14 protein-coding genes are annotated in these 16042 nt (G+C 62.6%); 8 read left to right on the top strand and 6 right to left on the bottom strand.

Annotation, left to right across the window (positions count from 1 at the left end; translation table 11 throughout):
* Positions 1–2 precede the first annotated feature (2 nt).
* A complete protein-coding gene (locus NKJ06_RS11845; protein WP_352633353.1) occupies positions 3–1568 on the bottom strand; it encodes a phytoene desaturase family protein in 1566 nt (521 codons plus the stop codon).
* Positions 1555–3174, bottom strand: a complete 1620-nt coding sequence (locus tag NKJ06_RS11840; RefSeq protein WP_352633352.1) for a phytoene desaturase family protein — start codon at positions 3172–3174, stop codon at positions 1555–1557. The genes NKJ06_RS11845 and NKJ06_RS11840 overlap by 14 nt, the downstream gene beginning before the upstream one ends.
* 201 nt (positions 3175–3375) lie before the next feature.
* Between NKJ06_RS11840 and NKJ06_RS11835 the strand changes: the two genes are divergently transcribed.
* The 5 genes from NKJ06_RS11835 to NKJ06_RS11815 all read left to right on the top strand — a co-directional run bounded on the left by NKJ06_RS11835 (position 3376) and on the right by NKJ06_RS11815 (position 8504).
* A complete protein-coding gene (locus NKJ06_RS11835; RefSeq protein WP_352633351.1) occupies positions 3376–4170 on the top strand; it encodes a class I SAM-dependent methyltransferase in 795 nt (264 codons plus the stop codon).
* A 6-nt stretch (positions 4171–4176) separates the two neighbouring features.
* Complete coding sequence (gene betI, locus NKJ06_RS11830; RefSeq protein ID WP_502905610.1) at positions 4177–4890, top strand: transcriptional regulator BetI; 714 nt, start codon at positions 4177–4179, stop codon at positions 4888–4890.
* 30 nt (positions 4891–4920) lie between these two features.
* On the top strand, positions 4921–6003 hold the full coding sequence (locus NKJ06_RS11825; RefSeq protein WP_352809833.1) for an ABC transporter substrate-binding protein: 1083 nt from the start codon (positions 4921–4923) through the stop codon (positions 6001–6003).
* Positions 6004–6120: 117 nt separating this feature from the next.
* Positions 6121–7197 (top strand): extracellular solute-binding protein, encoded by a 1077-nt coding sequence (locus tag NKJ06_RS11820; RefSeq protein WP_352633348.1) that lies wholly within the window; start codon positions 6121–6123, stop codon positions 7195–7197.
* On the top strand, positions 7194–8504 hold the full coding sequence (locus tag NKJ06_RS11815) for a flavin monoamine oxidase family protein (protein WP_352633347.1): 1311 nt from the start codon (positions 7194–7196) through the stop codon (positions 8502–8504). Before NKJ06_RS11820 ends, NKJ06_RS11815 begins: the two co-directional genes overlap by 4 nt.
* Here NKJ06_RS11815 and NKJ06_RS11810 read toward each other — a convergent pair.
* From NKJ06_RS11810 to NKJ06_RS11800, 3 genes are read right to left on the bottom strand one after another with little or no spacing between them, the layout of a single operon-like run.
* Positions 8468–9541 carry an ABC transporter ATP-binding protein gene (locus NKJ06_RS11810; RefSeq protein ID WP_352633424.1) on the bottom strand — a complete coding sequence of 358 codons (1074 nt, stop codon included), beginning with the start codon at positions 9539–9541 and terminating at the stop codon, positions 8468–8470. The genes NKJ06_RS11815 and NKJ06_RS11810 overlap by 37 nt on opposite strands.
* Before the next feature lie 16 nt (positions 9542–9557).
* A complete protein-coding gene (locus tag NKJ06_RS11805; protein WP_352633346.1) occupies positions 9558–10382 on the bottom strand; it encodes an ABC transporter permease in 825 nt (274 codons plus the stop codon).
* Entirely contained in the window at positions 10379–11296 is a 918-nt protein-coding gene (locus NKJ06_RS11800; protein ID WP_352633345.1) for an ABC transporter permease, read from the bottom strand. The genes NKJ06_RS11805 and NKJ06_RS11800 overlap by 4 nt, the downstream gene beginning before the upstream one ends.
* A 271-nt stretch (positions 11297–11567) precedes the next feature.
* Between NKJ06_RS11800 and NKJ06_RS11795 the strand changes: the two genes are divergently transcribed.
* Both NKJ06_RS11795 and NKJ06_RS11790 read left to right on the top strand, forming a co-directional pair.
* A complete protein-coding gene (locus NKJ06_RS11795; protein WP_352633344.1) occupies positions 11568–12989 on the top strand; it encodes an aminotransferase in 1422 nt (473 codons plus the stop codon).
* Positions 12990–13190: 201 nt separating this feature from the next.
* The gene (locus tag NKJ06_RS11790; protein WP_352633343.1) at positions 13191–13886 is read left to right on the top strand and encodes a hypothetical protein; all 696 of its coding nucleotides are present in this window, start codon (positions 13191–13193) and stop codon (positions 13884–13886) included.
* 10 nt (positions 13887–13896) lie between these two features.
* Here NKJ06_RS11790 and NKJ06_RS11785 read toward each other — a convergent pair whose 3' ends face one another.
* Positions 13897–15099: an aromatic ring-hydroxylating oxygenase subunit alpha gene (locus tag NKJ06_RS11785; RefSeq protein WP_352633342.1), complete on the bottom strand. Its 1203-nt coding sequence runs from the start codon at positions 15097–15099 to the stop codon at positions 13897–13899.
* 496 nt (positions 15100–15595) lie between these two features.
* Here NKJ06_RS11785 and NKJ06_RS11780 point away from each other — a divergent pair, with 496 nt between their 5' ends.
* Positions 15596–16006, top strand: a complete 411-nt coding sequence (locus tag NKJ06_RS11780; protein WP_352633341.1) for a hypothetical protein — start codon at positions 15596–15598, stop codon at positions 16004–16006.
* Positions 16007–16042 lie beyond the last annotated feature (36 nt).

Below are 16042 nucleotides of genomic sequence, written 5' to 3'. Positions count from 1 at the left end.
GCCTATCCTTTCATCGCAATGATGCGTCGCGCCGCGTTGAGGCCAGGCGCACCGGACACACCGCCGCCCGGATGCGAGCCGGCGCCGGCCAGGAACAGGCCTTCGACCGGCGTGTCGTAGCCTGACCAGCCTGACACGGGCCGCGAGACCAGCATCTGGTCGGCTTGCAATTCGCCGTGGTGCCAATGGCCGCCCGGCATGCGGTAGCGCGTCTCGATGTCGGCTGGCGTCAGAAGCTCAGCATGGACGACGCTCTTGCCGATGCCGGGCGCGTGAGACTCGAGCTGCGCCATGATCGCCTTGAGGAATTTCGGCTTGCCGGCAGCCCAACCCTCTTTCAACTGATAGGGCGCGTATTGCACGACCGCCGACAGCACGCAGGCGCCGTTGGGTGCTAGCGATGGGTCGGCGAGGCTGGGCAGCGTGATCTCCATCACCGGCTCCGGCGAGAACTCGCCATATTTGGAGGGATTGAAGGCGCGCTCGACGTGATCGGGTGAGGGGGCTATGACCAGCCGGCCCTTGTGACCGGCGGCATCGACGCCGCTGAATTGCGGCGGCCGGTCGAGCGCCAGATTGAGCTTGGCCGCATCGCCCTTCATGCGGATGTTTTTCACCTTGCGCATGAAGCCGATGTCGATCTCGCGCGGTCCAACGAGGTCGAGAAAGGTGGTTGCCGGACTGATGGCGGAGACGATCGTGCTGGCGCGCAGCACCTCGCCATTGTCGAGCGCGACACCGACGGCGCGGCCTTTCTCCATGATGATTTTTGCTACGGGCGCCGATGTGCGGACTTCGACGCCAGCCTTCTCCGCCGAGGCACGGATGGCGGCGACGATCGCGCCCATGCCGCCCTTTGGCAGAACCTGCGCGCCGGCCGCACCGGCGGCCTCACCGGCCAGCCGATAGTAGAGGCCGAGCAATGAGGTCGGTGAACGGGGGCCGAGGTGGCTGCCGAGCGTCGCATCGAAGGCTAGCAGGCCCTTCAGCCTGATATCGGCAAGCTGCTCGTCGAGCAGGTCCGCGACGTTCATCAACAGCACGCGCAGGAAGTCGCGCATGTCTTCCTTGCCGAGCTTCTTCAGCGCCAGCGCGGTCTGGCCGAGCGAGGCGGTCTCGAGCAGCGACATGCTGGCGAGATTGGGTGGCCGGCGCGAGAGGAACGGCTTCAGGATGCCGGCATAGCGCAGCAGCTGCGCGCGCAGGTCTTTCCATGCCGATTGCTCGGATGGGCTGGCGCCAGTCAGCACCTCGCCATAGGCGCCATGCAGGACCAGTGGTGGGCCGTCCTTCGACAAAGCCACCGACGTCATGAAGTCGGCGCGTGCGATTTTTAGCCCGTGTTTCTCCAGCTCCAGCGTCTTCACCACATCGGGATGCAGCCGGTTGAGCAGGTGGGCGATTGACGAGACGCGAAAGCCCGGTGCGAATTCCTCGGTGCGCGCGGCGCCGCCGACGTCGGCGCCGGCCTCCAGAACGAGCACCTTGCGGCCGGCTTTTGCCAGCGTGGCAGCGGCGACGAGGCCGTTGTGGCCGCCGCCAATGACGATGCTATCAAATGACGTCATGGGCCGGGCTCATATGCGAGGTGGATTTGGCAAGATCGCGCAGGATTTCCGCCGCGGCGTTGCGGCCGGGCGCGCCCATGACGCCGCCGCCGGGATGGGTCGAGGAGCCGCAAATATAGAGGCCGCCAACCGGCGAACGGTATTGCGCGTAGCCCGGCACCGGCCGGTTGAACAGAAGCTGGTCGAAGGTCAGTTCGCCCTGGAAGATGTTGCCTTCGGTGAGGCCGACTTCCGCCTCGATCTCGCGCGGCGTGCGCACCTCCATGTGGACGATGCGGTCGCGGAAGCCTGGCGAATACTCCGCGATCTGCGAAATCACGCTTTCGGCGAAACCATCGCGGTCGGCATCGGTCCACTCGCGGCCGTTCACCTTTGGCGGCGCGTATTGCACGAAGCAGCTCATGAAATGCTTGCCGGGCGGCGCCATGGTCGGGTCGAGCGTCGTCGGGATGACCATGTCGAGGAAGGGGTCGGCCGACCAGCGCCCGGCCTTCCAGTCGTCATAGGCGCGCTCCATGCGCTCCATCGAATCGGTGAAATGCATGTCGCCGCGATAGATCGGCGAGTCCTTCGGCAGCGCCGGGAATTCCGGCAGCGAATCGAGCGCGATGTTGACCTTGCCGGAGGAGCCGCGGATCTTGAAGTTCCTGACCCGGCGCAGGAAAATGTCGGGCAGTTCCTTTTCCTCGACCAGTTTGAGGAAAGTGCGCTTCACGTCGGCATTGGAGACGACGAGCTTGCCGTAAATCTCCTCACCGCCGGCCAGCACCACGCCCTTGGCTTTTCCTCGGCCGACGAGCACATGGTCGACCTCGGCGCCGGTTCGGATGGTTCCGCCTGACGCCTTGAAGGATGCGGCCAGCGCCTTGGTCACCGCGCCCATGCCGCCGCGCGCATAGCCCCAGGCGCCGACAGAGCCGTCGACCTCGCCCATATAGTGGTGCAGCAGCACATAAGCCGTGCCCGGCGACATCGGGCCGAGCGCGGTGCCGATGATACCGGACAGCGCGAAGTTCGCCTTGATGACGTCGGTCTCGAAATACTCGTCGAGGAATTCCGAGATCGACATGGTCCAGAAGCGCAGCGTCAGTGCCATTTCCTCAGCCGACAGGCTGGCGAATTTCTTGCCGAGATAGAGCAGCTCGCCGATGTCGCGCGGCCGAAAACTGGTCGGGTCGGGCGCGGTGCGCATCAATAGCGGCTGGATAAAACGGCACTGCCGCGTCACGTCGCGGGCGTAGCGATCATAGGCTTCGGCGTCGCGCTTGGAAAAGCGGGCGAACTCGCGCCGGTGGGCGTCGTGGTCGCGGTAGTTGGCGAGATAGTCGCCGTCGCGGGTGAACACCGCGCCACCCTCGTAGGAGATGACCTGCAGGCCGAAGCGCGGCAGTTCGAGGTCGCGCATGATCTCTGGCCGGAATAGCGAACAGACATAGGAGCAGTTGGAGTAGAGGAAGCCCGGCGTCAGTTCGCGGCTGGTGGCGGCACCACCGACCCAGTCGTTCTTCTCGACCACCAGCACGTCGAGGCCGGCGCGCTGCAGATAGCAGGCGTTGACCAGGCCGTTGTGTCCGCCGCCGATGATGATCGCATCCCAAGCTTTCATTTTGGCCCAGTCTTCCCCTAGCGACCCGCTCTCATTTTTGCGTGATCTGTTCCCGAATGCGCGGAATTTGGCACGAGGGCTGTCATTTTGTCCAGTAATACTGAATGAATGTTCAACAAATGATATTGTGTTTTCCCTGACGTGCGCTACGCTTTGCCGGCGTTCTAAGGTTCTGAAATCGGCGGACGGGGACGACATCCGATGATCGAAACGGCAGATGCCGAGCCGGAGTATGACGACACCGCCATCCGCTTCCTCGAGGCGCTGTGGGGCGATGGCTATCTGTCGCCCGGCGGGCCTGATGAGGTCGACCGGGTGGTCGAAGGGCTTTCGCTCAAGGGCAAGACGATCCTCGAGATCGGCTGCGGCTCAGGCGGTATCACGCTGCATCTGGTCGAGTGCCACGGTGCCGCCCAGGCCACCGGTTTCGATGTTGAACAGCCGGTGATCGAGACGGCGAGACAACGGGCCGCCGCGCGAGGGCTCGCGGATCGTGTCAGCTTCATCCAGGCACCGCCGGGGCGGCTGCCTTTCGCCGATCGCTCCTTCGATGTCGTGTTCTCCAAGGATGCACTGCTGCATGTGCCGGACAAGGACGCGCTGTTTGCCGAAATCTTCCGGGTGCTCAGGCCGGGCGGCGTCTTTGCCGCCTCCAACTGGATGATCTCGCATGACGGCGAACCGTCGCCCGAGATGAAGGCCTATATCGCGGCGGAAGGGCTGTCTTTCGCCATGGCGTCACCGGCACGCTATGCGCGGGCGATGCGTAGCGCCGGCTTTGCCGATGTCGCCGTCAGGGACCGCAACCCCTGGTACCGCGACGTGGCGCGCGGTGAGCTGGAAAGGCTGAAGGGGCCGCTCTATCCGACGGTCGCGGCCGCGGTTGGCGCAGCCTATGTCGACAAGAACATACGAACCTGGGAAGCCATGCAGAAGGTGCTTGACAGTGGTGAGCACCGTCCCACTCATCTTCGCGGTCGAAAGCCGGTTGGATAGCCGGCGATGCTGGAGACCATCAGACTCATGAAGACTTCAGTCGCCAAGGAAGCCCTCCTTGAATCGGCGCGGAAAAGCGAGGCCGAAAAGCGCGGACGCAAGGCCTCGAAGGAAGTCAGGCAGCTTCAGCTCATCGAGGCGACGATCGATTCCCTGGCCAAGCGCGGCTATTCGGAAACGACGATGGCCGATGTCGCCGATGGCGCCGGCCTGTCGCGCGGCATCGTCAATTTTCATTTCGAAAGCAAGGAAAAGCTGCTCATCGCGACCTTGCAGCATATGTATGACGAGTACTCGGCGCATTGGCGCAACGCCCTGCAGAAGGCAGGCGATGATCCGGCCCAGCAACTCCAGGCGCTGGTCTCCGCCGATTTCGACCGTTCGATCTGTAACAAGCGAAAGCTGGCCGCCTGGTGCGCCTTTTGGGGCGAGGCCAAGTCGCGGCCGACCTATCAGGCGCTGAGCAGTGCGCGCGATGCCGTCTATCAGACCATCTTCATCGACCTGTGCGTGACGCTCAAGCAGAGCGGCGGTTATGCCTATGAACCGCAGGTGATGGCGCTGGCACTCAGCGCAATGCTGGAAGGGCTGTGGCTGCGGTTGATGATGGGGACCGAGGACACCACCCGCGAGACCGCGCTGCAAGCAGCCAACGAATTCCTGTCGGCGGCCTTCCCGAAACACTACCCGTCGAAGGCCGCCGGCACCACGAAACCATAAGAACACCAGAACAAAGCAGAGGATGGAACAATGAAAAAACTGACCCGACGCCTGACATTGACCCTGGCGCTGACTGGTGCGCTGGCGGCTTCGGCCGCAGCACTGGCAGTCGCCGCCGACAAGGACCTGGTCGTGTTCGACTGGTCCGGTTATGAGGACCCCAGCTTCCATCCGAAATATGTCGAGAAGAACGGCGACTCGCCGACCTTCGCCTTCTTCGGCGACGAGGACGAGGCGTTCGAGAAGGCTCGCTCCGGCTTCAAGGCCGATCTTGGCCATCCCTGCTCGCAGAGCGTGGTGAAATGGCGCGAGGCCGACCTTCTGCAGCCGCTCGACACGTCGAAGATCACGGGCTGGAAAGATCTCAATCCCGGCATCATGGCGATGAAGGATCTTGCCACGACGCCGGACGGCAAGGCGTGGTTCATGCCCTGGGACTGGGGCAACACCCAGCTCACCTACAACACCTCCAAGATCGACGCCAAGGACGTGCAATCGCTGAAGGCTTTTGCCGATCCCAAGTTCAAGGGCAGGGTGTCGATCGGCGACAATGTCGACGACGCCTATGCGCTGGCGAGCCTCGCCATCGGCGTCAAGGACTGGACCAAGATGACCGACGACCAGTTCAAGCAGGCATCCGATTTCCTGCGCCAGGTGCATAAGAACATCCGCTCCTACTGGACCGACACAACCGACGTCGTGCAGCTGTTGAGCGGTGGCGGGGTCGACCGCGCCTGGGCCTGGAATGACGCCACCGTGCAGTCGGTCGCCGCCGGCGTGCCGATCATGGCGAAGAAGGACACCGACGAAGGCATCTCGACCTGGGTCTGCGGCTATGTGCTGTTCAAGGACGCGCCCGGCAACATCGACAAGGCTTATGACTATCTGAACGCCGTCAACGATCCGGAGACCGCCAAGGTGCTGGTCAAGGACTGGGGCTATGGCCAGGCCAACGCCAAGGGCATGGCCGGCGTCGATCAGGCGGTGCTGAAGGAAAAGGGCTATGACGACGTGCAGAAATTCGTCGACAAGACACTGTTCCAATCGCCGGTGCCGTCCGACCTCAAGCTCAAGATGATCGCCGAATTCGAGAAGATCAAAGCCGGTTATTGAGCCCTGTTCTGGGCGTCCCGTCTGCGCGCCCATCGGGCGGCAGACGGGCTCGCCAAAGTCTGGGAATTCTCCTAACCTTGCGCTGATGTTTTCGCGACCCCGGGGGAATTCTCAGCCATGAAATCGATGCTACGCCGCCTTGCCCTTGCCGCCGCGTGCATGATCGGCGGCGGCGCTGTCTATGCCTCCGCCGAAGGCAGCGGCGATCTCGTGGTGTTCGACTGGTCGGGCTATGAAGATCCGCTGCTGCATCCCGCCTACACCGCCAAATACGGCGCCGAACCGACCTTCGCTTTCTTCGGCGACGAGGACGAAGCGTTCGAGAAGATGCGGGCGGGCTTCAAGGCCGACATCGCCCACCCCTGCTCGCAAAGCGTTGTCAAATGGCGCGAGGCCGGCATGCTGCAGCCGCTCGACACCTCCAGGATATCAGGCTGGAAGGACCTCAATCCCGGCATCATGGCGATGAAGGATCTCGCTGTCACCGCTGACGGCAAGGCCTGGTTCATGCCGTTCGACTGGGGCAACACCTCGCTGCTCTACCGCACCGACAAGGTGACGGCGGAAGAGGCGCAATCGCTCAGGATCTTCGCCGATCCCAAGTTCAAGGGCCGCGTCACCATCGGCGACAATGTCGACGACGCCTATGCCTTGGCGAGCCTGGTGATCGGCCTCAAGGACTGGACCAAGATGACCGATGCGCAGTTCCAGCAGGCGTCCGCGTTCCTGCGCGATGTGCACAAGAACGTCCGCTTCTACTGGACCGACGACACCGACCTCAACCAGGCCTTTATCGGCAATGAGGTCGATCTCGTCTGGGGCTGGAACGAGACCTTCGTGACGCTCAAAGGGCAAGGCATGCCGATCGCCATGAACCGCGACACCAAGGAAGGGATTTCCACCTGGGTGTGCGGCTATGTGCTGATGAAGGACGCGCCCGGCAAGCTCGACGAAGCCTATGATTTCCTCAGCGCCGTCAATGCACCCGGCGTGTCGGACTACCTAGTCAAGACCTTTGGCTATGGCCATGGCAACGGCGCCGGCATGGGAGCGATCGACCACAAGGTGCTGGTCGAGCGCGGCTTCGACAATCTCGACAAGTTTCTCGACAAAACGCTGTTCCAGCAGCCGGTGACGCCGGAGCTTAAGCAGCGCATGGGCGCCGAGTTCGAGAAGATCAAGGCAGGCTATTGAAGAGCGAACCGGAAAGAACCGATGTCGTCATCGTCGGCGCCGGCTTCACCGGCCTGTCGGCAGCACTTGAGCTGAAGGCAGCCGGCATCGATTTCGTCCTGCTCGAAGCACACGACCGCGTCGGCGGGCGGGTCGAGTCCATGGAGATCGGCGACGGAGAGCGTATCGACAGCGGCGGTCAGTTCCTGTGCGAGGATATGCCGGCGCTGATGGCGTTGGTTGAGGAGCACGGCAAGACGCTGGTCGAGACCTATGTCGACGGCGAATTCGTCGCCCAGCCGGCCATGTCTGCCCGAGAGGCAGAACGAACCTACGTCGGCTCGATGGTGATCCGCGATCGCATGAACGCGATCGCGCCTGATGATCCTGATATCGCCGGCTTATCAGTCGCCGCCTGGCTCGATCGGCAGGGCGACCCCGAGGACGCCAAGGCAGCCTTTCGCTCGATGATCGAAGGTTTGTGGTGCCAAGCACTGGAGAAGCTGCCGCTTTGGCACCTCATCGACAATGATCGCCGTATCACCAACGAGGTGTCGGAGCTGCAATACTTTCTCGCAGAGACGATGCATTCGCTGGCGGAGGATTTGGCTCGAGATCTGGGCGGCCGGGTGCGGCTTGGCGCGCATGTCACGCGCATCGAGCAAGGCGCAAATGGCGTGTCCATCCATGCCGGCGCGGGTTCGATAGAGGCTCGTTGTCTGCTCGTCGCCGTGCCGCCAGTCATGGCGTCGAGGATCGACTATTCGCCGCCACTGCCGGCGGCCCTGGAGAAAGCACTCGGCGTCTGGCGGAGCGGTATGGTGATCAAGGTACTGGTGCGCTATCGCACCGCCTTCTGGCGAGCCAAGGGCTTGAGCGGCATGGTGATGTGGCGCGACCAGCCGGGTTTGTTTGCCTGCGACGCCAGCAAGGATGACGATCATCCGGCGCTGGTGGTTTTCATTGGCGGTCCGTCTGCCATCGAATGGCGCGGCTTTGGGCAGGAGGGCCTCCGCACCAGAATTGCGGCGCGTCTCGTTGCGGCACTCGGTCCAGAAGCTGCAAAATGGGTCGGCTTTGCCGTCCGATACTGGTTCGACGACGAAGGCAGCGTTGGCGGCTACAGCGACCTCATCGTCGACATGGATGCGACCGACGCCGAGCGTATAATCCGAGCCGGCGCGCCAGCAATGCATTTCGCCAGTTCAGAGCTGTCACCGTCATTTCCGGGCTATGTCGAAGGCGCGATCATCGCCGGGCGCATCGCGGCGCGCAAGATCATCACGGAAGTTCAGTCGGCCATCGCCACCAGCGCTTCCGGGTCGTAGGCGAGGCGGATAGAGGTTCCCACCGGTATGTCGTCGGCACCGAAATCGTTGGTTTCGGTCACCGATAGCGGCTTCTCCAGGCCCGGTATCTCGACGATCAGATGGGTGATCTCGCCGAAATAGTGGCGTTCGACCACCCTTCCGGCGACTTCGAATTTTGCCGTCGCATTGTCCCACAGCACGCGCAGGCGTTCCGGCCTGATGCCGAGCGTGGCGCCGCCGCCATTGCGCACAAAAGCCTTCGGCTTGTCGGTCTTGATCCGGCCGAAGCCCAGCGTATCGACGACCAGCGACGCGCCGTTCTCCTCGACAATCTGAGCCTTGACGAAATTCATGCCGCCGAGGAAGTCGGCGACCTGGCGGGTGACCGGCCGCTGGTAGATCTCCTTGGGCGAAGCGACCTGCGCGATCCTGCCGCCGAACATCACGGCGATGCGGTCGGACATGGCGAGCGCTTCATACTGGTCGTGGGTAACGAGCACGAAGGTGATGCCGACGGCCTGTTGCAGGCGGCGCAATTCGACCTGCATCTGCTCGCGCAGCTTCTTGTCCAGCGCCGACAGCGGTTCGTCGAGCAGCAGCACCTTGGGCCGCATGACCAGCGCGCGGGCGAGGGCCACGCGCTGCCGCTGGCCTCCGGACAGTTCTGTCGCCAGGCGCTTGCCTAGGCCTGTGAGCGAGACCTGCGCCAGCGCCTCCTCGACGCGGCGTTTTTCCTCGCCGCCCTGCAGCTTCAGCCGCTTCAGCCCATAGGCGACGTTCTGCTCGACATTGAGATGCGGGAAGATCGCGTAGCTCTGGAAGACCATGTTGGTTGGCCGGCGATTGGCCGGGATGCCTTCCATCGGCTGGCCGCCGACCGAGATCGAGCCGCTGGTCGGATTGTCGAAGCCGGCAATCATGCGCAGCAGCGTGGTCTTGCCGCAACCGGAGGGACCGAGCAGCGAGAAGAACTCGCCTTCGCGGATGGTCAAGGAGGCGTCGTCGAGCGCCTTGAACGCGCCGTAGCTGCGGGTGACGTTCTTGATCTCGATCATGGATCGTTGCGGCTGCTCAGGCATAGAGGCCTCCCTCGTTCTGGGTGCGTCTGGCCGCGCGGCGACGCAGGATTTCGGCGACGGTCATCAACAGGAAAGAGGCGATCAGCAGCAGCGTGCCCAGCGCCAGCACGCCGGGCAGCTTCGCCGCAAAACGCAGCTGGCCCCAGATGTAGATCGGCAGCGTCGCCTCGGTGCCGGTGAGGAAGAAGGCGATGATGAATTCGTCGAGCGAGATGGTGAAGCAGACGAGCAGGCTGGAGATGATGGCCGGCGCCACCATTGGCAATGTCACCCGCCGGAAAGTGCCGAAGGCGCTCTCGCCGAGGTCGGCGGAGGCTTCCTCCAGGCTGCGGTCGAAGCCTTCGAAGCCGGAGGTCAGCACGGTCATCGAATAAGGGATGCAGACGAGCACATGGCCGAGCACGACGGTGAACAGCGACAGGCTCAAGCCAAGCTGCAGCATCACCAGCAGCATCGAGATGGCGACGATCACCTCAGGCAGCACCAGCGGCGCCATGATCAGGCCGTTGATGGTGCGACGGCCGGGATAGCGGTATCGGGTGATCGAACGGGCGGCGAGGATGCCGAGCACGGTGGAGAGGATTGCTGCCGAGGCGCCAACGATCAGGCTGTTCCAGGTGGCGTCGAGCAGTGCGGGCGTGCGCGGCAGGTCCTCGTACCAATGCAAGGTGAAGCCGGTGAGCGGAAATTTTGGTGTCGCCGCCGTGTTGACCGAGAAGATCGGCAGGAAAATGACAGGCAGATAGAGGAACACGACATAGAGAAACGCATAGGTGGCCAGCCAGCCGCCGGACAGGAAGCGCCGCACCACAATCATCGCGCCAGCCTCTGGACGGCGCGGATGATCAGCACCGTGGCGCCCGCCATCAGCGTCACGATCAACATGGTGGTGACGGAAAGGGCCGCGCCCAGCGGCCAATTGGAGGCCTTGCCGAACTGCGCCTGGATGGCGTTGGCGATCATGACACCGTCCTTGCCGCCGACCAGCTTCGGCGTGACGTAGTCGCCGACGGTCGGGATCATGACGATCAGCGCCGCCGAGATGACGCCAGGTGCCGACAGCGGTAGCGTCACGCGGAGGAACGAGCGTAGTGGGCCGTCACCGAGATCGGTGGCTGCCTCGACCAGCGTGCGGTCGACCCTTTCCAGCGAGACGAAGATCGGCAGGATGGCGAAGGCCGCCCAGGCATGGGTGAGCGTGATGATGACGGCGCTCGAATTGTAGAGCAGCGCGGTCGACGGCTCGTCGATGATGCCAAGACCCATCAGGCCGGAATTGAGGACGCCGTTGTAACCGAGGATGACCTTCCACGACATCACCCGCAGCAGATAGCTGGTCCAGAACGGAATGGTGATGAGAAACAGCCACAGGCTCTTGTGGCGACCGCCATGGAACGAAATGAAGTAGGCGATCGGATAGGCCAAAAGGACGGTGAGCAGGCTGACCGTCAGCGATATGTAGAGCGAGCGCCATAGGAGATCACGGTAGATCGGCTCGGTCAGCGCGACGCGGTAGTTTTCCAGCGTGAAGGTGCGGTCGATGGTCAGGTAGTGCTGTGTCCAGAAGGAATGCGCGATGACCACCAGGATCGGCAGGACCAGAAGGATAAGCGCGTAGATGAAGGTCGGGCTGATCAGGGCGAGGCCCTGCACGGGTTCGGACTGCAGAAGGGCATTTCGTCTGGCCCGCGTCATGCGCAACGGGGGCGACCCTTCCGCAGCCGCCGTCATTGCCAGGCTCCGGGGGACAGGGCCCCGGGTGCGATCTCGGTTGCTGGCCTGGACTGTCCCGCCATGCGGCATCCCATTGTGCTGGTGCCGGCGGCTTGTTCCCCTTGCCGGCTTTCTTTCATCATGCGCGCATCCTTGGATTGAAATCAAGCGCTAATTCTGCAATATTGATTGAACGAACATTCAATATGAAGTGAAGAAAGCCGCTGTTTCCGATACTTGGCATCTCATTTCATGACCGATGAAATTCTGTGAGGCATGTGAGGCGACAATGGCTGCGGCAAGAGACCTGAAGGCAAACGGGATGGCCGGCGCGGAGCCCGGCGACGATGCCGTCGAACTGGCCAAGCACCATCTCATCCAGCCCTGGCCGTTCGCCGGCTCAGTCGGCGCTGAGGCGCGCGCGCTGATCGGCGAAGGCGACGGCATCTACATCACCGACAGCACCGGCAAACGACTGATCGACGGGCCGGCCGGCATGTGGTGCGTCAATGTCGGCCACCGCCGCGAGGAACTCGCCAAGGTGATGTACGACCAGGCGATGGCGCTGTCCTACAACACGCCGTGGTACACGATGAACGCGCCGTCGGCGGAACTTGCCAGGCGCATCGCCGGCCACGCGCCAGGCGATCTCAGCCATGTCTTCTACACCACCGGCGGCTCTTCGGCCGTCGAGACGGCGCTGCGCTTCATGCAGTTCTACAACAATGTGCGCGGCCGGCCGGAAAAGAAGCTGATCCTGAGCCGCGGCGGCGCCTATCACGGCTCGACCTATCTGTCGGCCTCGCTCAACGGCCGTCCGCGCGACCGAGACTGGATGGACGGCGCCGACGAACTGGTGATCAAGCTGTCTTCGCCCGATCCGTTCCGCCGTCCGCACGGCATGAGCCTAGCCGCCTTCACCGATTTCCTGGTCGATCAATTCCGCGACACGGTCGCCCGTGTCGGCGCCGACAAGATCGGCGCCTTCGTCGGCGAGCCAGTGCAGGCATCCGGCGGTGTCGTCGTGCCGCCAGACGACTATCTCAAGCGGATCCGCCAGATCTGCCGCGACAACGACATCCTCTATGTCTCCGACGAGGTGGTGACGGCCTTCGGCCGACTTGGTCACGTCTTTGCCTCGGGCGACATGTTCGGCATCGATCCTGACATGATCACCTTCGCCAAGGGCGTCACCTCGGGCTATTTCCCGCTCGGCGGCGTCATCATCTCGGAGCGGCTGCTGGAAGAGCTGCGGCGCTCGAACCATCCCGATGCGATGTTCGGCCATGGCCTGACCTACACCAGCCATCCCATCGGCTGTACCGTGGCGTTGAAGAACCTCGATCTGCTGGAAGAGGGCGTGCTTGCCCACACGCATGCGGTCGCGCCTTACTTCCAGGCGCAGCTAAAGACACTGGAAGAATTGCCGCTGGTCGGCGAGGTGCGAGGCCTCGGCCTGATGGGTTGCGTCGAGTGCGTGGCGGACCGCGAAAGCAAGGACCCGCTGCAGCTCGACAAGGATGTGGGAAAACGCATCGACGCCCATTGCCATGAGCTCGGCCTGCTGGTGCGGCCGCTGATCAACATGTGCGTGATGTCGCCGCCGCTGGTCATCACCCGCGAGCAGATCGACGACATGGTCGGCATTCTGCGGGAAGGCATTTCGAGGACGATGGATGATTTGCGCCGGGAAGGTGTGTGGCGGGGCTGAGCTTCCAAGACTTGAGTTCCTCCCCCGCGCAGTGGGGCAAGGAACTCAAGCTGGAATGAAGACGCGATTCTCGCGCCTCTCCTGGACGGTCCCTAGCATGACAACCATGCGACCGGACCGTTCCCGTACGAGACGCCTCCAGCTCGCGGCTCGCCCAGCGCCGCGAATGCCCAGGCGGTTCGGCTCATTGGCAGGCTCGCCTTGCTGGCCAGCTCGACATTTAGCAATTTTCCCCAAGCCCCGGCCTCCGCAACGTTGCAAGTTGTGGCGGCATATTTCGGCGCCGACCTGCGAGGCCGCGCCGGCGGTCGGTTCGTCTACCTGGAAACGAAAGGCAGTATGGCGATGGCGATTTCTCCGTTTCTCACCGCTCTCGGATCCGAAGGTCCCCCAGCCGACGAAGCAAAAGACATGAGTCTGTATGGATGGCTAATCGGAAGCTGGGAAATGGACACGGTCCACTACCTCGACGACGGCACAATCCAGAAATGGGATGGGGAATGCCATTTTGGCTGGGTGCTCGAAGGCCGCGCGATTCAGGACGTTTGGATCAGGCCCAAGCGCCCTGCGCCTTCCACGATGTATGGCACGACCTTGCGCATCTTCGATCCTGGGATCGATGGCTGGCACATCATATGGAACGACCCGCTCAACCGGGACCACTCGCGCCAGATCGGGCGGGCCGACGGCAAGGACATCGTCCAACTCGGCAATGACTCGCGCGGTCTGAAAACTCGATGGCGTTTCACTGAGATCACCGCCAACAGCTTCCATTGGATCGGCGAGGAAAGATCTTCCGAGAGCGACCCTTGGAAAATCACGTATGAGCATCTAGCCCGCCGAACAAACCCTGAGGCTAGTGGCGTCCGCTTGGCACCACACCCGCATCTGTTTTGAACCAAGCCTCCTACGACCGCGACCTCAGCGCGTCGTTCAAGTTCCACATGTCCTTCTCCTCGGGCGCGGTCTCCAAGCCCAGCACCGGCAGCATCTTGCGGAGATGGTCGTGGTGGGTGCGCACGCCGTATTCGAGGTCCGAGAGATAAAAGCCCTCGAAGGCTTCGGACAGCATGGATTCGTTCGACCACACCGAGAGCTGCACATCTTCCGACATGGTGTCGCGGTCGATGCGGAAAGAGAGGTAGCGGGCGGCGGCCTGTTCGCGGCTTTCGTCGCGGTAGCGGTAGATGGCGCCGCGCAGCAGGGTCTGCCCGGTCGACAGCGGGAACTCCTGATAGAACTGCACCGACTCCGGCATCACCGAAATGACCGCATTGGGGAAGATGCCGTAATAGACCCAGGCCTTTTTCAGATAGTCGGGCAGATGAGCTGGTTCGGGCGCGATCTTGACGTAGTTCTTGACGCTCCAGCGCCGGCCGGCATGCGGGTTGTAGGTGGCGAATGAGCGCGACACGCCGTTTATGAAGGGCTCGTCGAAATAGGTGGCGCCATAGAGATCCTGCAAGGCGGGATGCGCCATGGCGACGTGATAACCCTCATTGTCGACATCGCGCACCGACTTCCAGTTGACCGGCGTCTTCTGGCTCCAGATGCCCCAGGAGGGCACCATGTCGGCGGCGTTGTAATGCGCGAATTCCGGCTCGATCGGCTTCATCAGCTCGGCGACCGAGGGCTGTGGCCCGCCATTTCGGAAGCAGATGAAGATGAAGCCCATCCAGACTTCCAGGTCGAGCGGCATCAAGCCGAACTCGGTCTTATCGAGGTCGGGGAAGGAACGCGGGCGTGCGGCACCGCGTAGCGTGCCGTCAAGATTGTAGACCCAGCCATGGAACGGGCACACCAGCGCGTTCTTGCAATTGCCCTGGCTGTCGGCGACGACGCGGCTGCCGCGATGGCGGCACATGTTGTTGAAACCGCGCACGACGCCATCCTTGCCGCGTACGACCAGGGCACGTTCGCCAACCACATCCATGGTCAGGTAATCGCCGGCATTTGGTATATCGCTGACATGTCCGACGATCTGCCAGTGATTGCGGAAAACATGCTCCTTCTCGAGCTCGAGAAGGGCATCCGAATGGTAACTCCAGCCCGGCAGTCCCCGCCGGTCCCAATCGTTGGGGATCGCCACGTCGCGGAGGTGCGGGTTCATAAAACGTCTCTTCTTTTTATTGAATACTTATTCAATAAAAGCATATTTCTCATTGAAATGCAATGGCTTGTGAAAATTCGACCGCTTCCGTGCCGGAATCTCCATGCTGTCCGAGGCCGAAATACACACAACTGTCGACCCGGAAAATCCCGGAGAATCCGGGTGTTAGTCGGAGTTTCGGGCATGCTGTCCAGGCCCGACTTTGCGAAGCGAACAGAGCGCAGGACAAACGCTTCCCCGAGGGCGAAAATGGCTTCGCTATTCTTCGGTCGGTCCGCTGGTTCACAGGCATTCGGATCGGCATAGTCGGCCGTAACTGGGCCGAAAATCGCCTGCCGGCATGATGAGTGCGTCAGCGTGCCCGGTTTTGCCCGATTTTGCCCGAAATATTGTTTCAATCTCGTTACATTGTCAGTCTCGCACCACCGTTGCCTTGTTACAAAGCGCGGCTAAGTTCGATTTATCACCAAAAAGAAACTCAGCGAAGGGGAAGGCAATGCATGCGAAAATCCAGACGATCCGCGGCGAGTGCCGCCTTCAGGCTCCAGAGCGCAATGACCGCCGTCCGAAACTGGCGCTGCGCCAGCGGGCCAGCGACCACCCCATGGCGATGTTCATGGTGCTGGTTGCTTGCGCCTTCGTCGGCATGGCGTTTACGCCGACAATCGGGCCGGCCTTCGCTTCGTTGACTCCCCCGGCCAACCTCATCGAGGGCGCGCAGACGACGACCAGGACCGCGCGTCTGCCGATGCCGGTGACCGACTTCGCCTGCAAGGGCCAGGCCTGGGGCGCCGAGAGCATCGATTGCCTGCGCGCCATCGCCGAGCAGTCCGGAGCGCACAAGACCCGCGCGATCCGCATGATCGCCAACGCCGCGCCGTTGACCGGCACGCCGAATATTTTCTGATTTTTCGTCGAAGCCTGATCCCGAAACCGGTTCCCA

Source organism: Mesorhizobium sp. M0293, assembly GCF_040321735.1.
Taxonomy (GTDB): Bacteria; Pseudomonadota; Alphaproteobacteria; order Rhizobiales; family Rhizobiaceae; genus Mesorhizobium.
Note: the sequence above shows the minus strand (reverse complement) of the source record. Positions and strands in the feature narration are given on the sequence as shown.